This window comes from Oscillospiraceae bacterium, from assembly GCA_025757685.1.
Classification (GTDB): domain Bacteria; phylum Bacillota; class Clostridia; order Oscillospirales; family Acutalibacteraceae; genus CAG-217.
In genome coordinates this window covers 870,829-891,261 of sequence record CP107220.1, presented here as the reverse complement: position 1 = coordinate 891,261, position 20,433 = coordinate 870,829, and the positions used below count along the sequence as shown (strand labels likewise).

General features: G+C 53.2%; 20 protein-coding genes. 16 read left to right on the top strand and 4 right to left on the bottom strand.

The window, feature by feature from the left end; all coding sequences use genetic code 11:
* Positions 1-22 precede the first annotated feature (22 nt).
* Positions 23-1,189, bottom strand: coding sequence for a cation diffusion facilitator family transporter (locus OGM59_04105; protein UYI91651.1), 1,167 nt, complete (start codon positions 1,187-1,189; stop codon positions 23-25).
* A gap of 94 nt (positions 1,190-1,283) precedes the next feature.
* On the opposite strand from OGM59_04105, the gene OGM59_04100 reads away from it, so the two are divergent.
* From OGM59_04100 to OGM59_04025, 16 genes are all read left to right on the top strand, one after another.
* Positions 1,284-1,847, top strand: coding sequence for a flavodoxin family protein (locus tag OGM59_04100; protein UYI91650.1), 564 nt, complete (start codon positions 1,284-1,286; stop codon positions 1,845-1,847).
* 126 nt (positions 1,848-1,973) lie between these two features.
* Entirely contained in the window at positions 1,974-2,474 is a 501-nt protein-coding gene (gene ruvC / locus OGM59_04095) for a crossover junction endodeoxyribonuclease RuvC (GenBank protein UYI91649.1), read from the top strand.
* Between the two features lie 10 nt (positions 2,475-2,484).
* Positions 2,485-3,090, top strand: coding sequence for a Holliday junction branch migration protein RuvA (gene ruvA, locus OGM59_04090; protein ID UYI91648.1), 606 nt, complete (start codon positions 2,485-2,487; stop codon positions 3,088-3,090).
* A gap of 25 nt (positions 3,091-3,115) precedes the next feature.
* Positions 3,116-4,144 carry a Holliday junction branch migration DNA helicase RuvB gene (gene ruvB / locus OGM59_04085; GenBank protein UYI91647.1) on the top strand — a complete coding sequence of 343 codons (1,029 nt, stop codon included), beginning with the start codon at positions 3,116-3,118 and terminating at the stop codon, positions 4,142-4,144.
* A 72-nt stretch (positions 4,145-4,216) separates the two neighbouring features.
* Positions 4,217-5,566 carry a phosphoglucosamine mutase gene (gene glmM / locus OGM59_04080; protein ID UYI91646.1) on the top strand — a complete coding sequence of 450 codons (1,350 nt, stop codon included), beginning with the start codon at positions 4,217-4,219 and terminating at the stop codon, positions 5,564-5,566.
* A complete protein-coding gene (locus OGM59_04075; GenBank protein UYI91645.1) occupies positions 5,566-6,444 on the top strand; it encodes a class I SAM-dependent methyltransferase in 879 nt (292 codons plus the stop codon). The genes glmM and OGM59_04075 overlap by 1 nt, the downstream gene beginning before the upstream one ends.
* Positions 6,431-7,306 (top strand): energy-coupling factor transporter ATPase, encoded by an 876-nt coding sequence (locus OGM59_04070; GenBank protein ID UYI91644.1) that lies wholly within the window; start codon positions 6,431-6,433, stop codon positions 7,304-7,306. Before OGM59_04075 ends, OGM59_04070 begins: the two co-directional genes overlap by 14 nt.
* A complete protein-coding gene (locus tag OGM59_04065) occupies positions 7,287-8,156 on the top strand; it encodes an energy-coupling factor transporter ATPase (protein ID UYI91643.1) in 870 nt (289 codons plus the stop codon). Before OGM59_04070 ends, OGM59_04065 begins: the two co-directional genes overlap by 20 nt.
* Complete coding sequence (locus tag OGM59_04060) at positions 8,153-8,965, top strand: energy-coupling factor transporter transmembrane protein EcfT (GenBank protein UYI91642.1); 813 nt, start codon at positions 8,153-8,155, stop codon at positions 8,963-8,965. The genes OGM59_04065 and OGM59_04060 overlap by 4 nt, the downstream gene beginning before the upstream one ends.
* 3 nt (positions 8,966-8,968) lie before the next feature.
* Complete coding sequence (truA, locus tag OGM59_04055) at positions 8,969-9,724, top strand: tRNA pseudouridine(38-40) synthase TruA (protein UYI91641.1); 756 nt, start codon at positions 8,969-8,971, stop codon at positions 9,722-9,724.
* A gap of 19 nt (positions 9,725-9,743) precedes the next feature.
* Entirely contained in the window at positions 9,744-10,904 is a 1,161-nt protein-coding gene (locus OGM59_04050; protein UYI91640.1) for a DUF5711 family protein, read from the top strand.
* On the top strand, positions 10,901-11,569 hold the full coding sequence (locus OGM59_04045) for a CvpA family protein (protein ID UYI91639.1): 669 nt from the start codon (positions 10,901-10,903) through the stop codon (positions 11,567-11,569). The genes OGM59_04050 and OGM59_04045 overlap by 4 nt, the downstream gene beginning before the upstream one ends.
* Positions 11,570-11,580: 11 nt before the next feature.
* Positions 11,581-12,207: a CDP-alcohol phosphatidyltransferase family protein gene (locus OGM59_04040; GenBank protein ID UYI91638.1), complete on the top strand. Its 627-nt coding sequence runs from the start codon at positions 11,581-11,583 to the stop codon at positions 12,205-12,207.
* A 25-nt stretch (positions 12,208-12,232) separates the two neighbouring features.
* On the top strand, positions 12,233-14,554 hold the full coding sequence (locus OGM59_04035; GenBank protein UYI91637.1) for an ATP-dependent Clp protease ATP-binding subunit: 2,322 nt from the start codon (positions 12,233-12,235) through the stop codon (positions 14,552-14,554).
* A 112-nt stretch (positions 14,555-14,666) separates the two neighbouring features.
* Positions 14,667-15,776, top strand: a complete 1,110-nt coding sequence (locus OGM59_04030) for a M20/M25/M40 family metallo-hydrolase (protein ID UYI91636.1) — start codon at positions 14,667-14,669, stop codon at positions 15,774-15,776.
* 375 nt (positions 15,777-16,151) lie between these two features.
* A complete protein-coding gene (locus OGM59_04025) occupies positions 16,152-17,582 on the top strand; it encodes a fibronectin type III domain-containing protein (protein UYI91635.1) in 1,431 nt (476 codons plus the stop codon).
* Between the two features lie 55 nt (positions 17,583-17,637).
* On the opposite strand, the gene OGM59_04020 is transcribed toward OGM59_04025, so the two are convergent.
* The 3 genes from OGM59_04020 to dapB form a co-directional block, all read right to left on the bottom strand.
* Positions 17,638-18,336, bottom strand: a complete 699-nt coding sequence (locus tag OGM59_04020; protein ID UYI91634.1) for a putative ABC transporter permease — start codon at positions 18,334-18,336, stop codon at positions 17,638-17,640.
* A 96-nt stretch (positions 18,337-18,432) separates the two neighbouring features.
* Complete coding sequence (locus tag OGM59_04015) at positions 18,433-19,620, bottom strand: nucleotidyltransferase family protein (protein UYI91633.1); 1,188 nt, start codon at positions 19,618-19,620, stop codon at positions 18,433-18,435.
* Between the two features lie 50 nt (positions 19,621-19,670).
* Positions 19,671-20,420 carry a 4-hydroxy-tetrahydrodipicolinate reductase gene (gene dapB / locus OGM59_04010; protein UYI91632.1) on the bottom strand — a complete coding sequence of 250 codons (750 nt, stop codon included), beginning with the start codon at positions 20,418-20,420 and terminating at the stop codon, positions 19,671-19,673.
* Positions 20,421-20,433: the final 13 nt, after the last annotated feature.

Sequence of the window (20,433 nt, the reverse complement as noted above, 5' to 3'; positions counted from 1 at the left end):
CGGGCGTTTTTCAATGTGAAAATCAGATGTACGAGTGCTCCATAGTCGCCACGACTCGCAGCCGGGGGTCACGCTGCTGCACGGCCGCTTGTACTTCCTTCAAAATTTGGCTGCGGTGCTTTTTGTGCTCTTTGGGCACCACAATGTCCATGATCAGGTTTATGTGGTCACTGCACTCCACCAGCCGAAAGTCATGAAAGCGCAGCTCAGGATCGTAGTCTTGGAGAATTTCCGCCATGAGTTTGCGGTATTTATCCACCGTGGCGTCATGAATTGCAATGGGATCCATGTGAATACAGATAACAATTTGCAGTTCTTTACTAATTTGGTGCTCCACACGGTCAATGGCGTTGTGCACCGCCATAATATCCTGATCTGCCGGTACTTCCGCATGTGCAGAGGCGATGACGCGCCCCGGGCCGTAGTCGTGAATAATTAAGTCGTGCACGCCTACAATCAGCGGTTCTGCCAGCATACGGCGCTCAATCTCATCCACCAGCTCTTTGCTGGGCGCCTGACCCAGCAGGGGACCCATAATGTCCTTTAAGGTGCTCACACCTCCGGCGAGGATAAATGCGGCGACCAGCAGCCCCATAATGCCGTCTGCCCGGTCAAAGGCGGTAAAGGCAGACAACAGCAGTGCCGCGCCGGCTGCGGCGGTGGAAATGCAGTCGTTCAGGCTGTCCTGGCGTACCGCTTTCAGATTGAGATTGTTGCTCTCTTTATACAGTACCTGATTAAAGTAAGCCATCCACAGCTTGACTCCAACGGACAGCACAAGCACCGCCACGGTCACGGCACTGAACCGCACCTCTTGGGGATGAATGATCTTTTCAATACTGCTTTTGCCCAACTCAAATCCCATTAGGAAAATAAAGAAATCGACGATTAGGGCACTGATGTATTCCATCCTGCCGTGGCCGAATGGGTGGTCGTTATCTACCGGCTTGCTTGCGATTTTTGCGCCGATTACGGTGACGATGTTGGAGGAAGCGTCTGACAGGTTATTGGCGGCGTCTGCGGTGATAGACACCGAGTGGCTCACCGTGCCGCAAATAAATTTCAGCACGCATAGGAGCAGATTGCAGAGAATGCCCACAATGCCGCTGAGTACGCCGTAGCGCTGCCGGTCTTTGGTGCTTTGCTTTGCATCCCGTGGAATGAATTTGTGTATCAAAAACTTGGTCATAGTCGAGGCCCTCTTTTTTGTGTTATTTTTAAGTTTATCACAATTACGACTTCAAAACAAGGGCAAAGTGTGGTAGAATAGGGGCGGTGATGAGATGAAGAAACTACTGATTATCGGCGGTTCGCCTCGGCCAAATGGGGTCAGCGAAGAATTGATCCGCCAGGTGAAGCCGTATTTTATCGACTGTAAGATCGTAGAATATAATACGTACAAGTTGGCGCCGGCGCCCTGTACCGACTGCCGCTTTTGCGAGCAGCATGCGGGCTGCGCCAACAAAGATCTGGATATTTTTTTTGAGGACTTTGAAGACGCGGACTATATTGCGTTCTTTACTCCGGTGTATAATAATTTTTTTCCGGCTCCGCTGAAGGCAGTGATCGACCGGTTCCAGCGGTATTACAGCGCCCGCTTCAAACGGGGCGCCAAGCCGCCTATTGCTAAGCCGAAAAGGGTAGGCGTGGTGATCGTAAGCGGCTCAAATGCGCGGCAGTGTGCCGACTATATGACTGCCACCTTGCGCCAGTCTTTTACGGTCCTTAATGGAGAAGTTACGGCACGGTACTATATTCCGGGCACGGACCGGGGGCAGTACACCTTTAACAACATTGAACTGCAAAAATTTATTCATCAGCTGCGGGGCGAGGGCGCCGGGCGATAAAGGAATAGGGGAGCGCTGCGGTGCTCCCTATCTTTCTGCGTGCATATATAATAATTTATATATTATATTGCAAGCCGTGCGTCTTTGTGTTATAATAATTTAAATTTATTATGGGATAGTGTCAGTATGCGTATTCTTGGTATTGACCCCGGGTATGCCATTATCGGCTGGGGCGTGCTTGACTATAAAGGCAATAAATTCTCTGTGGTGGACTACGGCGCCATCACCACGCAGGCCAAAACGCCGTTTCCTTTGCGGCTGCAAATCATCTACACGGATATGATCGGCCTGTTTGATACCTATCACCCGGAGGTGATGAGTATGGAGAAGTTGTTTTATAACAACAACGCCAAGACCGTGATTGATGTGGCGCAAGCCAGAGGGGTCATCACCCTGTCCGCCCAACAAAAAAATGTGCCCATCTTTGAATACACCCCCTTGCAGGTGAAACAGTCGGTGGTGGGCTATGGCCGGGCGGAGAAGAAGCAGGTACAGGAGATGACCCGCCTGATTTTGAATTTAGAGAAAATACCCAAGCCAGACGACACGGCTGACGCACTGGCTATGGCCATCTGTCACGGCCACGCCAGCGGCAGCCTGCTGGGGCGGTTGGGCAACCTGCGATAAGGAGTTACTTATGATTTACAGTTTGGACGGTACGCTCACTTATTTTGACCAGAATTTTGCGGTGGTCAGCTGCGGTGGTGTGGGGTTTAAGTGCTTCACCACGCTGACTACCTTACAGTCCCTGCCGGGCGTGGGCAAGCCGGTGCAGCTTTTCACTTACTTGTCTGTGCGGGAGGATGCACTGGATCTTTACGGCTTTGCCACCACGGCGGAACTGGATTGCTTTAAGCTGCTGATCTCCGTAAACGGCGTGGGACCTAAGGCGGCGCTGGCGATCTTGTCGGAGCTGTCGGCGGATCGATTGGCCGTTTGCATTGCCGGCGGGGACGCCAAGTCCCTGACGCGTGCGCCGGGTATCGGCAAAAAGATTGCCGAGCGCATTGTGCTGGAATTGAAAGATAAAATGGGCGTGCTGGATTTGGGCAGCAGCAGAGAGGTGCAGGCGGCAGCCGCTGCCAATACCGCCGGCTCTGTTGCGGCAGAGGCGGTGGAAGCGCTGGTGGCTCTGGGCTACGGTCAAAGCGACGCCGCTGTGGCCGTGGGTCAGATGGAACCCGGCCTGTCGGTGGACGAGATGATCCGCCGAGGGCTGCGCCAGCTGGCCGCCAATTTGTAAGCCTAAAACAGATTAGGAGTTGCCTATGGAAGATATGGATTTGGAAAATCGTATTGTGTCTACCGGCCTGACGGAGACGGATACGGATATAGAGAATTCCCTGCGTCCCAAGACCCTGGAGGACTATATTGGGCAAGATAAAGTGAAAGAGAACCTGGCCATTTACATTGAGGCGGCGCGCACCCGTGGCGAGGCGCTGGATCATGTGCTGCTGTACGGTCCGCCCGGATTGGGCAAGACCACGCTGGCGGGCATTATTGCCAATGAGATGGGCGTGAACATTCGCGTCACCAGCGGTCCGGCCATTGAGAAGCAGGGCGATCTGGCGGCACTGCTTACCAACCTGCAAGAGGGGGATGTGCTCTTTATTGACGAGATTCACCGTCTGAACCGCAGCGTTGAGGAAGTGCTGTATCCGGCTATGGAGGACCGTGCGCTGGATATTATCATCGGCAAAGGTCCGTCCGCCCGTTCCATTCGGTTGGATCTGCCCAACTTCACCTTAGTTGGCGCCACCACTCGTGCCGGGCAACTGTCGGCGCCACTGCGTGACCGCTTTGGCGTGATCTTGCGACTGGAGCTTTACACGGATGAGCAGCTTGCCACCATCGTTAAGCGCTCGGCGGGCATTTTGAATATTCCCATTGAACAGGACGGCGCCTTGCAGATCGCTTCCCGCTCCCGAGGCACCCCGCGTATCGCCAACCGTTTGCTTAAGCGCAGCCGTGACTTTGCCCAGGTAAAGTACGACGGTGTAATCAACGCTGAGGCGGCGGAGGATGCCCTCTCTCGTATGGAGATCGATCAGCTGGGACTGGACGGTATTGACCGTCGCTTGCTGACCACCATGATCAAAAATTATAACGGCGGACCTGTGGGACTGGAAACCATTGCCGCAGCCATCGGTGAAGAGGCAGTGACCATTGAGGATGTGTACGAGCCGTATTTAATGCAGATCGGCTTTCTCAGCCGCACCCCCCGTGGGCGCTGCGTGACCCCGGCGGCCTACCGGCATTTGGGATTCCAGCAGGACGGGCAGCAAACTTTACTTTAACCATCATAAATTGAAATTCAAACCGGTATAGACGGAAACACACAGTTCTTTTTAACAACAAAGGAGTATGGTATGGGCAGATTGTTTGGAACAGACGGCGTGCGTGGCATAGCCAATAAAGATTTAACCAACGAGCTGGCGCTCTCGATCGGCAAGGCGGCAGCCAAAGTTTTGGCCGGTGAGCTGGGCAGAAAACCCACGGTGCTCATCGGTAAAGACACCCGGGCGTCCGGCGATATGCTGGAGGCGGCACTCACCGCCGGGCTTTGCGCCGTGGGGGCGAATGTGCTCTCTGTGGGCGTAGTGCCTACCCCGGCTGTAGCCTACCTGATCGGCCGCTACGGCTGTGACGCCGGCGTGATGATCTCCGCTTCACACAACCCTTGCGAATACAACGGCATTAAGATCTTCCAGTCCACCGGCTACAAGCTGGATGACGCCATAGAAGAAGAAATTGAGGCTATTATTCTGGATGGTGCAGAAGAAATCCCGGAGAAGCTGGGCGGCGATGTGGGCAATCGGCTCTATTGCAAGACGGCCGTGGAGGATTATGTGCGCCATGTGGTGGAGACCGCCGATGTTCGCTTTGACGGGCTGAATATCGCTTTGGACTGCGCCAACGGCTCCGCTTCCGTTTGTGCCAAACAGATCTTTACCGCACTGGGTGCCCGGTGTTATATGCTTTCCGACACACCGGACGGTGTGAATATCAACGATCACTGCGGCTCCACCCACCCGGAGGAGCTGATGCAGTTTGTAACGGACAACGGGCTGGACTTAGGGTTGGCATTTGATGGCGACGCAGACCGTATGCTGGCGGTGGACGAAAACGGCCAATTGGTGGACGGCGACAAGGTGATCGCCATTTGCGCCAAGCGGATGCTGGACGAGGGCACTTTGGCTAAGAACACCGCCGTGGTAACGGTGATGAGCAATATGGGCTTCTTTAAGTTTTGCGAAGAGAACGGTATTGCCTGTGAAAAGACGGCAGTGGGTGACCGTTACGTGCTGGAGCGTATGCTGCAAAAGGGCTATAACATCGGCGGCGAGCAAAGCGGGCATGTGATTTTCCTGGATTATGCCACCACCGGTGACGGTGAGCTTAGCGGTGTGCAGCTACTTAAGACAGTGGTGAAAAGCGGCAAAAAGCTGTCTCAGCTGGCAAAGATTATGACCGTTTATCCGCAGGTGCTCATCAATGTGCAGGTGACACCGGAGGGCAAGCAAAAATATAACAACGACGAATATATTATCTCTGCCGTTCAACAGGCTGAGATGGATTTGATGGGCGACGGCCGCGTGCTGGTTCGGGTCAGCGGTACAGAGCCTTTGGTGCGGGTGATGTTAGAGGGCAAAGATCTGGAAAAGATCACCCGACTGGGCAATCGAATTGCAGATGTGGTACGGGAGAGATTGAGTTAATGCGTGTAGCCAGTGACTGGAAAGATTATGAACTGATAGACTGCTCTGCCGGCGAAAAGCTGGAGCGTTGGACCAGAGAAATCCTGATTCGTCCGGACCCCCAGGTGATTTGGAATGGCCCGCGGGAGAACCGCTTGTGGGCACAGCCGGGGGCACGCTATGTGCGCTCCCGCACCGGCGGTGGCAAGTGGCAGACCTTTAAGCGCATTCCTGCTGTGTGGCAGGTGCGCTATAAGGACTTGACTTTTAACATCAAGACCATGGGTTTTAAGCACACCGGCCTGTTCCCGGAACAGGCTGTGAATTGGGATCTGGTGCGTGGCATGATCGAGGGCGCTGACCGTCCGGTAAAGGTACTCAACCTGTTTGCCTATACCGGCGGTGCCACGGTTGCCTGCCTGAAATCCGGTGCAGAGGTAGTCCATGTGGACGCCTCCAAGGGTATGGTCCAGTGGGCCAAGGAGAACGCGGCCGCCTCCGGCGTGGCAGACGGCGCTGTGCGCTGGATCGTGGACGATTGTATCAAGTTTGTGCAGCGAGAAATTCGTCGGGGCAACCGGTACGACATTGTGATCCTGGACCCGCCCAGCTACGGCCGGGGGCCAAAAGGTGAGATCTGGCACCTGGAAGATAATTTATATGATTTTGTGACCCTGGTGCAGCAGGTGCTCAGTGAAAACGCGCTGGCTGTGGTGTTGAATTCTTATACCACCGGCCTGTCTGCCTCGGTAATGCAATATATTTTGGAAGATGTTTTGGTGCGTCAAATGGGCGGTTCTGTGTCTGCGGACGAGATTGGCCTGCCGGTGACAGAAACCGGCGGTGTGCTGCCCTGCGGTGCCACCGCTGTGTGGAAAGGCAAAGATGGCAATTCTTGAATTTAACGATGTAACATTTACATATCCTGCGGACCCGGACGCACCTAAGGACGCGCCTGCGCCCCGCCCGGTGCTCAGCCACCTGAACCTGCAGATTGAGAAGGGCTCCTTTGTGGCGGTGCTGGGGCATAACGGCTCCGGCAAATCCACATTAGCCAAGCTCTCTAACGGCATTTTGTTTCCCCAAAGCGGCCAAGTCATCGTAGACGGCACGCCGCTGACGCAAGACGAAGATGTGGTCTATAACGCGCGCCGCAAGGTGGGTATGGTGTTTCAAAACCCGGACAACCAAATCGTCTCCTCTATTGTAGAGGAGGATGTGGCCTTTGGGGTGGAGAATTTGGGCGTGGAGCCAAAGGAATGCCGCCGCCGGGTGGATGCTGCGCTAAAGACAGTTGGCATGTATGCGGAGCGGCTGAAATCGCCCTCCAAGCTTTCCGGCGGTCAAAAACAGCGGGTAGCCGTGGCAGGCATTATCGCCATGCGGCCTCTGTGTATTGTACTGGACGAACCCACGGCGATGCTGGATCCCAGCGGCCGCCGAGAAGTGCTGGACACCGTGAAGAAATTGAACAAAGAAGAGGGGATCACCATTCTGCTCATTACCCATTATATGGATGAAGCGGTGCAAGCCGATCGGGTGGTGGTGATGGACGACGGCGTGATCCGACTGGACGGCGCTCCCCGCGCGGTTTTTGCCCATGTAGATGAGCTGAAAGCCCTGGGCCTGGATGTGCCCCAGGCAACGGAACTGGCGGATCGGCTGGGCTTTGCCGAACACGCAGTTTTGAACACTGCAGAATGCGTGGATGTATTGATTTCCAACTTGGAGGAACAAAAACTTGGCTGTACTGACCTGTGAAAAACTCAATTACCGTTACAGTGTGGGTACGCCTTTTGAGACGGCGGCGCTGCAGGATGTGTCTTTCTCTGTGGAGGAGGGCGAGATTGTCGGCATTATTGGTCACACCGGCTCCGGAAAATCCACGCTCATCCAGCACCTAAACGGCCTGATAGAGCCCCAAAGCGGCAAAGTCTATGTGGACGGCGCGGATATTTGGAGTAAGCAAAACCGCAAGCAAATTCGCCGTGTACGCTTTCAAGTAGGGCTGTGTTTTCAGTACCCGGAGTACCAAATTTTTGAAGAAGATGTATATAAAGAGATCGCTTTCGGTCCCAAGCAAATGGGACTGGACAGCGAGGAAATTCGCCGCCGGGTGTTCCATTCTATGGAATTGGTGGGTCTGTCCCGTGATTTTGCGGAGCAATCGCCCTTTGATCTGTCCGGTGGGCAAAAGCGCCGTGTGGCCATTGCGTCCATTTTGGCAATGGAGCCAAAGGTTTTGATTTTAGACGAGCCTTGCGCCGGGTTGGACCCTCGTGGTAGGGATCAAATTTTAGATCTGATCCGTAGTTACCGGGACCGTACCGGGGCAACGGTGCTCTTCGTCTCCCACTCTATGGAAGATGTGGCGCGCATTTGCCGCCGCGTGCTGGTGATGCACCGGGGGCAGGTGGCCGCCTACGGCCCGGTTGCCGATGTGTACGCTAATGCGGAGGAACTGCGCCAAATGGGGCTGAATGTGCCCCAGGTAACGGATATTTTCTTAGAACTGCTGCGGCGTGGCGTACCGTGCCGCACGGATATTTTTACGGTTGACGACGGCGTGCGCGAATTTCAGCGCCTAAAGAGAGAGGGGGTTCGCCTGTGAATTCCAGTATGACCATTGGTCAGTATTTTCCCGGCAATTCCCCGGTGCACCGTATGGATGCGCGTATGAAGATCGTGCTCACCTTTTTGATGGTGGTGGCGGTGTTCTTGTGCAAGAACTTTTGGTCCCTGGGGCTGGCCATCGTCTTTATGATTCTGGCGGTGGGTCTGTCTAAGATACCGCCTAAAACCATCTTGAAGAGCATTAAGCCCTTGGTCGTGATTATTCTCATTACCGGCGTTATTAACCTGTTTTACGGCGAAGGCGAGCCGCTGGTGAGCCTTGGAAAGCTGAAGATCACTATGGATGGTGTGATGACTGCCGTTTTTATGGCTGTACGTATTATCGAGTTGGTGATTGTAGGCAGTCTGCTGACTTACACCACCTCGCCGACGGAATTGACGGACGCTCTTGAGCGGCTGCTTAAACCCCTAAAAGTGTTTAAGATTGATGTGCATGTGATCGCTATGACTATGACAATCGCCCTGCGGTTTATTCCCACTTTGATCGAGGAAATCGACAAAATTATGGCGGCGCAGAAATCTCGGGGCGCCGATATGGAGAGCGGGGGACTGATTCGCAGAGCCAAAGGATTGGTGCCCATCTTGATTCCTTTGTTCATCTCCTCTTTTCGCCGCGCCAATGAGCTGGCGGACGCTATGGAGTGCCGCTGCTATCGTGGCGGTGCCGGGCGTACCAAGATGAAAGAAATGCACCTGCATACCGGTGACTTTTTTGCGCTGGCGGCGGTGGTGCTGTATATTGCAGGCATTTTTGTGGTGAATCACTTTTTAGGTTCGGTACTTTAAGTTATGCGAAATTTGTTGTTAAACATTGGATATGACGGCGCAGATTACCACGGCTGGCAGGTACAAAAAAATGCCGTTACCGTGCAGGAAGTGTTCCAAAACGCAGTAGAAAAGGTGTTTGGCGCGCGGCTGCCGGTAAAGGGCTGCTCCCGCACAGACAGCGGTGTGCACGCAAATTGTTATTTTGTCAGTTTTCAAACAGAGCTGTCCATTGCCTGTGACGGTGTGGTGCGGGCGCTGAATACAGTGCTGCCCAAGGATATTGCGGTACTGGACTGCCGAGAGGTTCCTCTTGAATTTCACCCCCGGTACTACTGCCGAGAGAAAGAATATGTATATAAACTGTACAACGGTGCCATTCGGGATCCGTTTTTGCTGCGCTATGCGTACCAGTACCGCTACCCCATTCATTTGGAGCGTATGCAGCAGGGGGCCAAGGCGTTCCTGGGCACCCACGATTTTCGCGGCTTTTGCAGTGCACGCAGCGATGTGGAGGACACAGTGCGCACCATTACCGCCTTTACCGTAGAGCGGCAAGGGGATATGGTACTGTTTAAGGTGAGCGCAGACGGCTTCCTTTACAATATGGTGCGCATTCTCGTTGGCACGCTGCTTTTTGTCAGTGAGGGCAAGATTGACCCGGCGGATTTGCCGGCGATTATTGAAAGTGGGGAGCGCATTCGCGCCGGTAAGACGGCGCCGCCCCAGGGGCTGTACCTGAACCGGGTGGAGTACGACCCGGCAGACTTTAAAATGTAAACAGAAAGGCGGTGCTTTTGTGGAAGCGGAAGACCGGCAGGCGCTTCGGCGGGAACGCAAGCGCCTAAAAGATAAAAAAGTACGCAGGATCGTATGGATTGTGTTGGCTGTGTTGCTGGCGGCAATTGTGATCCTAAAGCTGTGCGAGGTGGATTTCGGCAGCCTGAGCGGCGGCAGCGGTACATCGTCCGTGCTCACCGGCAATTTTCCTTATGCACTGGATGGCTCCGATGGCGTTACGGTTCATAAGCAGGGCGCGAAACTGGCGGTGCTCACCGGCGGCTCCATAACAGTACTGAACCCATCAGACGGCAAGGAGGAATTCACCGCCGTGCACGGTTATGCCAATCCGATTACCGCTGCTTCTGACTCGTATCTGGTTACATACGATCAGGGCGGCTCCAAGCTGCGGCTGGATTACAGTGGTGAGAATTTGTATGAGATCGAGAGCAAGACCGGCCTGTTGTGCGCCGATGTGGCGGACGACGGCAAGGTGGTCTACGCCACGCAGTCTGCGGATAAACGCAGCGATGTTCAGGTGATCACCAAGACCCGCGGGGATAAGATGAAATACAGCCTGTCCTATGGCTTTGTGACCAACATTGCCATTCGGGACAACGGCAGTCAAGTCGCTTTTGTAGCCATGAACAGTAAGGATGCACGCTTGCAGCCAAAGCTCTATTTGATGCGTGTAAAGGACACGGAGCCTTATGCCAGCTTTGACCTGCCCGGCACCCAGGTGCTGGACATAGCCTATCGGGGCAGCAGCCTGTATGTGGTGGGCAGCAGCTTTGTGAGCGTGGTAAACGGAGATAAGCTGGAGACGGTGCTGAAAAACGGCGAAGTGCAAACGGTGGCCTATGATTATAGCGCCAGCGGCGATTTGGTGGTGGCGTACAGCTCTTATAGCAATGCCACGCAAAATACCGTAGCGCGGATCACCGCCGGCGGCAAGGTGCAAAAGCCCTTTACCGTGCAGGGCGCGATCAAGGATCTGTCTGCCTCCGGCAGTCGGGTAGCCGTGCTTTTTGCCGATAAAATCAAAATTTATAAGCTGTCAGACGGCAGTGTAGTACATACAGCGGATTGTACGGACGCAGTCCGGTCCATCACCATGATGTCCTCCAATGTGTTTGTGCAGCGCCAGTCTGTGATTGAGAAAGAAGAGACCAAGTCTTGAGTATTTTGGATTATATATTGATCGCCCTGGTGGTACTTATGGCGGTATGGGGCTTTCGACGGGGGCTGCTGTCCGGTTTGATCGGCACAGCCAAGTACGCTGTTGGTGTGCCGGTGTCCCTGTTCGTCAGCCATCAGTATTATCAAGTGGTGTATGACAAGCTGGTGGAGCCAAAGGCCCTTGCCAAGGTGCAGGAGAAAATCACCGGCGCCTCCGGCGTGGACACCTTTATGGCTGCCTTGCAGGACAAGATGCAGGCTCTGCCCCAGGCGTTGCAAAGGGATTTTGACTTCGCCGCGCTGAAAAAAGGCAGTGCCAAAACTGCTGCAGATTTTGTAATGCAGCAGTTGGTGGAACCGGCGGCTTGCCTGCTGGTAAAAATCGCATTATTTTTATTATCGTTCATAATTATTGCCTTGATTTGTTGGCTGCTTTCCGCTATGCTAAGGAAGAAGCAGGGTAAAAATACGATATTTACCCGGACCAACAGCCTATTGGGCGGTGCCTTTGGGCTGGTTAAGGGGTGTCTGTTTTTGGTGCTGGTCAGCGGCGTTTGGGCGTACCTGGCCGGTAACAACTGGCTGCCGAAAGATAACGGCGTATATGCGTTCTTTGCAGACAGCGCCATTTTAGAATATATGGAAACTTTGCTTCCCACACTATAGGAGGACCTGTTATGTCTACACTAAAAGAAAATGTGCACGACCTGTTTGACGGCTGGAATACCATTCCCAACTGGCTGTCCTTTATCCGCATTGCACTGATCCCGGTGTTTGCTGTGCTGTTTGTTCAGGGGCATCAACTGGTGGCGGTGATCGTGATGATTTGCGCTGCGCTAACCGACCTGTTCGACGGCAAGATTGCCCGCAAGTTTAATCAAGTGAGTAATCTGGGAAAGATCTTAGACCCCATTGCGGATAAGCTGTCCCAAATGGCGATTGTAATCGTGCTATTGTACACCTACTGGGAGAACCCCATTAAGTATCTGTTTTTCTTTTTTATTGTGAAAGAGGTGCTGATGTTGCTGGGCGGCGCGCTGCTGCTGTCCAAGGGTATGCGCCCCACCGCCGCAGAGATTTGGGGCAAGGTAGCCACCAATGTGTTTTACATTGCTATGATTATTATTTTAGCCTTTGGCGAGAACGGCGCTTTGTGTAATGTGACCCACTTTACGCTGCCGTCCGTGGTGACCTGGGTGCTGGTGGCACTGTCCGCCGTGTCTGCCTTGGTATCTCTCCTGGGCTATGTGCCGGGATTTTTGAAGCAGCTGAAAGAGAACAAGGCACAAAACACTGCCAAATAAGCAATATTCATCAGGAGATCGATTTATGAAACAACAGATGTGTGCCCGCTGCGGTGAACGCCCGGCGGTGATCTATATTCAAAAAATGGAGGGCGATGAGGTAAAGCCGGAGGGGCTTTGTATTCAGTGCGCCCGGGAGCTGAACATCGGCTCTATTAACCAGATGATTGATAAGCTGGGTATCTCTGACGAAGAACTGGAGCAGGCGTCTGAGCAGATGAGCCAGTTTATGGAGAATATGGGCGATTTTAACTTTGGCGATATGAGCGGGATGTTCAACGCGGAGAATATGGACGGCGCCCAGACCATGCCCTTTGCCAATCTTTTTGGCGACGCCGGAGAACTGGCTGTGGATGAGAATGAAAGCGGTCAAAAGCAGGGTAAGAAGCGTGGGAAAAAAGGCAACAAACGCCAAAAAGATGACGGCAAAAAGTACCTAAACACCTACTGCACCAACCTGACCGGCAAAGCCCGGGACGGTAAGCTGGACGCCATTATCGGCAGAGAACAGGAGATCTCCCGCACGGTACAAATCCTGTGCCGCCGTACCAAGAATAACCCCTGCCTGATCGGCGAGCCGGGCGTGGGTAAGACTGCCATTGCCGAGGGGCTGGCCATTCGCATTGCTAAGGGGCAGGTGCCTGCGCGCCTGGCAGACAAAGAGATCTATTTGCTGGACCTGACCGCACTGGTGGCCGGCACCCAGTTCCGTGGCCAGTTCGAGGGCCGGATCAAGGGCCTGGTGGACGAGGTGAAGGCCCAGGGCAATATTATTCTGTTCATTGACGAGGTGCACAATTTGGTGGGCACCGGCGACAGTGAGGGCACCATGAACGCGGCAAATATCCTGAAGCCTGCGCTCTCTCGCGGCGAAATTCAGGTGATCGGCGCTACCACCTTTACCGAGTATCGTAAGTTTATAGAGAAGGATGCGGCCCTGGAGCGCCGGTTCCAACCGGTGAAGATCGAGGAGCCATCCGTGGAAGACGCCTACAAAATGCTGCTGGGCATTAAGGGCTACTACGAGCAGTACCACAAGGTGCAAATTTCTGACACCTTGGTTTATAAAGCGGTGCTGATGAGCGAGCGGTATGTAACAGACCGTTACCTGCCGGATAAAGCCATTGACTTGCTGGATGAAAGCTGCACCTGCGCCAATTTGCGCAACCCGGCCATCAGCCAGGCGCAGATCCTGGAAGGTAAAAAACGGAATTTGCAGGAGAATATTGAAAATCTGTCTGAACCCACAGAGGAGGACCAGCAGATCGACTATGAGCTGATCTCCAAACTGAAAACCGAAGTGATGGCCATTGACGAAAAGCTGCCTGCTTTGCAGGAAAAGGCCAAAGACAATCAGGTGCTGGAGTCGGATATTGCCAGCGCGATCTCCATGTGGACAGGGATTCCTGCTGCAAAAATCGAGCAGGGGGATATTCAAAAACTGGCCGGTTTGGAGCCGGCGCTGAAAGCCCATATCATCGGCCAAGATGAAGCCATTGAAAAAGTTGCCGCAGCCGTGCGCCGAGGCCGCGTACAAATCAGTCCCCGCAAGCGGCCCCAGTCCTTTATTTTTGTGGGTCCCACCGGCGTAGGCAAGACGGAGCTGGTCAAGCAGTTGGCCGCCTATATGTTTGACACCCCGGACGCCCTGATCCGCCTGGATATGAGCGAGTATATGGAGAAGTTTTCTGTCTCTCGTATCATCGGCTCGCCTCCCGGCTATGTGGGCTATGACGATGCCGGGCAGTTGACAGAGAAAGTACGGCGCAAGCCTTACAGCGTGATTCTGTTTGACGAGATTGAAAAGGCCCATAAAGATGTGCTGAACATTTTGCTGCAAATTCTGGACGAGGGTCGGATCACAGATGCACAGGGCCGCACGGTGAATTTTGAAAATACCATTATTGTGATGACCTCTAATGCCGGATCGACCGACGCTGCCACTGTGGGCTTTGGCAAGTCCCAGGCGGATATGAACCGGGATGTGACCATGAAAGCCCTGGAGCGCTTCCTGCGTCCGGAATTCCTGGGTCGTGTGGACGAGGTGATCGTCTTTAACAAGCTGACCTTTGAGAACTTCCAGCGGATCGCCCGCTTGATGGTGGACGAACTGGTGCCCGGCATGCAGGACAAGGGCATTACCCTGACCTATGACGACAGTGTGCCGGTGTATTTGGCAAAGATCGCCTATGGTTCCAAGAAGAACGCCCGCGGTTTGCGTGACGCGGTGCGCCGCCAGGTGGAGGATCAGCTGGCAAGTGCATTGGTGTTCCATCAGGATCAGGACATACAGGCGATTGCTTTGACAGCAGGTGACGACGGCGTGCAGCTGCAAATCAATCCGTAAATGGAAACGGTAAGAGCAGAGAGTGTGACTTTCTGCTCTTTTTATATTGACAGGCAACCCACAGGGTTGTATCATTAAATCATAGAACATTTGTAGGAAATGGTGATATAGGATGAACAAAGAACGATTGGTGAAGACATTTATGGATCTGGTAGCACTGGATAGCCCCTCCTTTGACGAGCAGGCGGTTTGCCGTTACATTCAGGAACGATTAACTGCGCTAGGCGTGCAGGTGGCGGAAGACGACTCCGCCGCTGCCACCGGCAGTACCTGCGGCAACTTGCTGGCAACCATTCCCGGTGATCCATCGCTGGAGCCGGTGCTCTTTGCTGCCCATATGGATACGGTGGAGCCGTCCCAGGGCAAGCAGGCGGTCACAAATGAGAACGGGCGCATTACCTCCTGTGGTGATACGGTATTAGGTGCTGATGATTTTGCCGGTGTATCGGCAATCTTAGAGGGTGTGGCTTCTTTGTTAGAGAGCGGCGCAACCCATCCGACGCTGGAACTGCTGTTTACCACCGGAGAGGAGCATTTTTGCTTGGGTGCTAAGGCGTTTGATGCGGAGCGCCTGCAGTCCAAGACGGCGTATGTGATGGATTTGTCCGGCCCGGTAGGGGACTGTGCTGTGGCAGCGCCTACGCTGATTACTTTTTCCGCAGAGGTGGTGGGCAAGGCTGCCCACGCCGGTTTTGCGCCGGAGGACGGCGTGCACGCCATTCAGGTGGCTGCTGCCGCAGTTGCCAATCTTCCCAGTGGGCGATGGGGCGATGTGACGGTAAATGTGGGCACCATTACCGGCGGTCGCGCCACCAACATTGTGCCGGACAGTTGCACCGTCACCGGTGAAATTCGTGCCCTGTGCCACCAGGACGCCCTGGATCGACTCAACGAAATTCACAGCGAGTTTGTGGAGCAGGCACAGGCGGTGGACGCCAAACTGAATTTTAACCATACCATACATATTACCGGTTATCGAGTAGACACGGACGCACCTGTTGCCCAGCGGTTCAGACGAGCCTGCGAAGCTGTGGGAGTTGCGCCTCGGTTTACGGACACTTACGGCGGCAGTGACTGTAATATCCTGTCCGCGCACGGCATACAGGGTTTGGTGGTGGCTACGGCTATGAATAACTGCCACGCTGTGAACGAATACACCACTGTGGAGGAACTGTGCAAGGCAGGCCGGCTGGCGCAGGCATTAATGGAGAAGCAAGACTGATGAAGAGCCCTTTGCGTATAATCGCATTTTGCCCCAGTCTATGCTCAACGGAGAGGCGCAGACCTTGTATGCCTTTGCAGAGCAGGAGAGTAGGGAAGCGGTGGTGCTATATAATACGGAGACCATGCTCACTCCGGAGAACACCATTGAGTATATGATTTAAGTTCATTTGCTCGACGCAGCAGTCAGTTGATTAACTGGCATACCAACGGCTTCTTAACTGTGTATAATAGAAATAAAAAAGGAGACTCGCAGGAGTCTCTTTTTTGCTTTTAGATAGAATGTTCGCCCTGTCTATTGCAAGAGGCAAAGTCTTATGCTATAATAAAGTTTTAAGTTCACACACTTTTTAATGATTTTAGAAGGAGAGAAATGATGAAAAAGACTTTGTCCGTATGCCTGGCATTGCTAATGCTGCTTAGCTGCTTTGCCGTGCCTACCACCGCCTTTGCTGCAGCGCCCAAAAAGCCCACGGTGTCCTCCGTCAGCGCCGGTGCAGCTGCCTTTACCGTCAAGTGGAAGAAGGTCAGCGGCGTGACCGGATACCAGGTGCAGTACAGCACCTCCTCCAAATTCACTTCCAAAACCAGCAAAACCGCTACGGCCAAGAAAGATAAGACTACGGCCAAGACGGTCAGCGGTCTGAAAAGTAAAACCAAGTATTATGTGCGTGTGCGCACCTATAAAACCAGCGGTAAAAAGAAAAAGTACAGCAGTTGGAGCAGCGCCAAATCCGTTACCACCAAGGTGGCGAAAGTGAACTTTAAGTCTGTTTCTGCTGAGCGTTTGGGATTTACTGTCAAATGGAGTAAGGCGCCTTCTGTTTCCGGATACCGGGTGCAGTACAGCACCTCTTCTAAATTTGACAAAAAGGTGACCAAAGCGCTGAAGGTCACCAACGGCAACGCCACCTCTGCCACCATCACCGGCCTGAAAGCCGGCAAAAAGTATTATGTGCGGGTGCAGGCTTATGTGAATCAGGGTAAGAAGTCTTATTCCGGTGCGTACAGCCCCGCCAAGACGGTTACCACCGCCAAGGATCCGTTTAAGAAAGGCAAATACGCCGGTGTGCAGCTGAACACCACCGCGGACGCAGTACGGTACTACGTTAAGGCATATAATGCCACAAAGAAAGAGACCGCCAAGTATCAGAATAAAGAAACGGACGAAATCCTTACCTACTACAAACTGCTGGGCGTTAAGACTCTTGGCGCAGACAATGTGTACATTAACGGCAGCCGCAATAAGTTTATGGACAGTTATTTGGACTCCATGATCAGCGACACCAAAGTCGGTACCGGGCTGCCGCCCAGCACTTCTGTTAATAAGTCAGCAGATACGGACCTGAACGGCAAGTCTCTGATTACCTCCCGTCTGAGAGACACGGATGTCGCCAGCCTAAGCATTAAGGACAATAAAAACGGCACCGTCACCCTGACTATCAAGCCCAAATCGGTGCAAATGAGTTCTCCCGGTGCAGATGCCCAGGGCCGGTTCTTCAGCACCCTTGGCCCCATGTATGACACCTTTGACCAAATGCTCAAGCAAAATGGCGGCAAATGGACCACCGGTAATGCCAAAAAGAACTTGCATATGAATTACACCGGCGGCACCGGCACCATAACCATTAACACCTCCAGCGGCAAGATCACCAAGGCAACTTACAATATGAAGGTGAATGTTGATGTGCAGCATGTGACCATCTCCGGTATGAAGGACCAGCGTGTGCAACTGCGCGTAATCGTCAAAGACACATTTCCCATGAGCCAGGAGCTGTTCGACTCTTCCAACTTGGAGCGCCTATAAAACGATCAAGAAGCCACTGTCTGTAACAGACAGTGGCTTTTTTGCGCCGATCGGCTTACTTATTTTCTTGCTTTTGTGGGTCGGTACTGACGGAGTTTGCATAAATCCTGTGCATGCGCGCATCGTCAAAGTGTTCGTCCAGATAGCATTCAAAGGCATTACGAGGCGCTGCACCTTTGTCTCTTTGGTCCATACGCAGCGCAGCGGAGGCGGACAGAATGGCATCAAAAATAAAAAAGATGATAAATGCCCAAGTGAGCACTTTTCCAAGTTTTATAGGCAGTTTACCAATCAGCTTAGCCATAGGCGGGTAGATCAGCTTGATCCACGCAATACCCAGTATGCCCCAAAAGACGGAGTACAGTAGGCACACTCGACCATTGATATTCAGCGGTACATTGCTGTAATCCCAGGCAACGGACCCGAACACCAGCTCTTGCCCCAGAGAACAGATATATTCCGTAACCGTGCCTACCACAAAAGACACCAGAAAGATCTTCCACCACGGAGAATTTCGGAATTTATACAGCGCCATGGTAAGTACCACTGCACCCATACCATAGGCCACAGAAAGGGGACCGTACACCAAAGACTGTCGGCTTTCAATATAGCCGTGGCGTATGTAGCACCACAAGGTCTCTACTAAAAAGCCTACCACACAGGAGATCAAAAATACCCATACCAGTTTGCTAAAGCACAGACCGGGGGCAAAGGTTCGTCTTTCTTTTTTGTTTTCATTTTGTTCGTTCGACATAAAAATACACCTCTTCAAAAAGCTTACCAACTTTCGGAAGAGATGTAAATAGGCATTATATACGAACTGTCTAACAATGCTATACAAATAGTAACATTATAAATCCAGCTCCGCCCACACCTGGTGCAGCAGAGCAGCACCTTGATTTTTGCCGGCAATGGCTTGCAATGCCGCCGCGGAGTGGGTCCGATTGCGAAACAGTCCGCGACAAAATCGGTGTAGGTATGCAAAGGGAAGCAGACAGGGCTGCCGGATCAAATAAGGGAACTGGTAGGCCATATAATCCGCTTTTGGGAAGCAGTAGCGAAACAATGCGACCAAACGGGTAAAGGGTGTTTTGCTGCCATCTGCGGCCTTTTGCCGGGCCAGGAATACAGCACCGGTGTTGCCGTTGCCGTGACCGAACACGCCGCCGCCTAAAATCACGGCAGCGAACTTCTCTACCGTGTCCGTATCCAATGCCGGCACCGAACAGGGAAGGGGCGTATCCAGCCACTGCTTACACAGGGCAAGGATACAGCCAAAGGACCGCTCCAGTCCGCTGCGCTCGGCCAATTCCAGTACCTGTGGTGCAAGTGTCGGATCCTTGCGAAGGAGCAAGTCTGTGTCCAGCAGCATACGCACGCCGGCACCGCCGGTTTTGATGTGGTGCAGCAGGTGCAGCATGGTGTAATAAACGGCATATACCGGTTGCAGCACCCAGATATTTTTGGATTTATTGTATGCCACTTCCGGTGCAAAAGGGTTTGCCAGCAGGGCGCGAGAGCCGTCGTTAATGCTTTCCAACCGTGTGTGCAGTTCAAATTCAAATCCATGCAGGGTGAGCATCACCACATCGTCGTGGGTCACTTTTTTGGCAAAGCCACGCTGTTCCAAAGTCTGTACCGCTTCTCGCTGGTGCTCTGGCGTCAGCACAATATCCGTATCGCCGCAGGTGCGCAAGGAGGGATCCGGGTAGGCTGCCGCAGTGCAGGCGCCTTTCACCGTTAAGTAGGGGATGTGGGCGTCCGTTAGTGTTTGCTCCATCACCTGCACGGCCGCCATACGCTTTTCGTAAGCCATTAGGGTTTGACCCATCCCTTGGCGAAAGGCCACTGCAAGGGCTTTTGGAGGGCGATGATCGGTAGGAAGATCTGCCAAGATACGACCCACAAGACCGGTCACATTATGACTTTGCGCCAAGTTATACAGTGCCTGCCAGTCTACGGTGGGAAGGGCTTTTAATTTTTGTCCGCAAACATAATCCCGCAGCAGAGAGAGAAAGACCTGTTCTGTCTGGTTCATACCGTCCTCCAAAAAGAATAAGTCCCTATTCCGCAGAATAGGGACAAGAATTAGTGAATCATTTGGCTCATGTCATACAGCCCGGCGTCTTTTCCGCACATAAAGACGGCAGCATTCACAGCGCCTACGGCAAAGATCTCTTTGCTTCGTGCAGAGTGAGACAAAGTAATGATCTCGTCCCTGCCGGCAAAGATGATCTCATGTTCGCCTACAATGGTGCCGCCTCGTACAGCATGAATGCCGATCTCGTCCCGGGTGCGCTTTTCGCGCTTGGCGTGCCGGTCATATTCGTACTTCATGGGGTGATCGATCTCCTTGCACATGGCGTCTGCCAGCATCAATGCTGTGCCGCTGGGCGCGTCGATCTTCTGATTATGGTGCTTTTCCACAATTTCAATGTCAAAATCCGGTCCCAGTACATTGACCGCTTTCTGTGCTAAGGTCGCCAGCAGGTTAATGCCCATACTCATATTATAAGTGAAGAAGATGGGGCTCTTTTCAGCTGCGGCTTCAATCTTGGCCTTTTGCTCCGCCGTGTAGCCGGTGGTGGCGATTACCAAGGGCATAGACTTGGCGGCGGAATAGGTCAGCAGATCGTCTAAGAGGGCAGGGTTGGAGAAGTCGATAATCACATCCGCTTCTTCCTGCACCTCTGCAATCGTTTTATAGATAGGGAAGTCGGCCGCCTGGGTGTTAAAATCCACACCGGCTACTACCGTGCAGTCCTCCCGACCGGCTACAACGCTGCGGATCACATGACCCATTTTGCCGTTGGCGCCGGTAATAATTATTCTCGTCATAGCTTTGAACTTC

Excerpts from the sequence above, each read along its gene's own strand:
- OGM59_04105 (UYI91651.1), bottom strand. The coding sequence starts at position 1,189 with ATGACCAAGTTTTTGATACACAAATTCATTCCACGGGATGCAAAGCAA.
- OGM59_04100 (UYI91650.1), top strand. The coding sequence starts at position 1,284 with ATGAAGAAACTACTGATTATCGGCGGTTCGCCTCGGCCAAATGGGGTC.
- ruvC (UYI91649.1), top strand. The coding sequence starts at position 1,974 with ATGCGTATTCTTGGTATTGACCCCGGGTATGCCATTATCGGCTGGGGC.
- ruvA (UYI91648.1), top strand. The coding sequence starts at position 2,485 with ATGATTTACAGTTTGGACGGTACGCTCACTTATTTTGACCAGAATTTT.
- ruvB (UYI91647.1), top strand. The coding sequence starts at position 3,116 with ATGGAAGATATGGATTTGGAAAATCGTATTGTGTCTACCGGCCTGACG.
- glmM (UYI91646.1), top strand. The coding sequence starts at position 4,217 with ATGGGCAGATTGTTTGGAACAGACGGCGTGCGTGGCATAGCCAATAAA.
- OGM59_04075 (UYI91645.1), top strand. The coding sequence starts at position 5,566 with ATGCGTGTAGCCAGTGACTGGAAAGATTATGAACTGATAGACTGCTCT.
- OGM59_04070 (UYI91644.1), top strand. The coding sequence starts at position 6,431 with ATGGCAATTCTTGAATTTAACGATGTAACATTTACATATCCTGCGGAC.
- truA (UYI91641.1), top strand. The coding sequence starts at position 8,969 with ATGCGAAATTTGTTGTTAAACATTGGATATGACGGCGCAGATTACCAC.
- OGM59_04040 (UYI91638.1), top strand. The coding sequence starts at position 11,581 with ATGTCTACACTAAAAGAAAATGTGCACGACCTGTTTGACGGCTGGAAT.
- OGM59_04035 (UYI91637.1), top strand. The coding sequence starts at position 12,233 with ATGAAACAACAGATGTGTGCCCGCTGCGGTGAACGCCCGGCGGTGATC.
- OGM59_04030 (UYI91636.1), top strand. The coding sequence starts at position 14,667 with ATGAACAAAGAACGATTGGTGAAGACATTTATGGATCTGGTAGCACTG.
- OGM59_04025 (UYI91635.1), top strand. The coding sequence starts at position 16,152 with ATGAAAAAGACTTTGTCCGTATGCCTGGCATTGCTAATGCTGCTTAGC.
- OGM59_04020 (UYI91634.1), bottom strand. The coding sequence starts at position 18,336 with ATGTCGAACGAACAAAATGAAAACAAAAAAGAAAGACGAACCTTTGCC.
- OGM59_04015 (UYI91633.1), bottom strand. The coding sequence starts at position 19,620 with ATGAACCAGACAGAACAGGTCTTTCTCTCTCTGCTGCGGGATTATGTT.
- dapB (UYI91632.1), bottom strand. The coding sequence starts at position 20,420 with ATGACGAGAATAATTATTACCGGCGCCAACGGCAAAATGGGTCATGTG.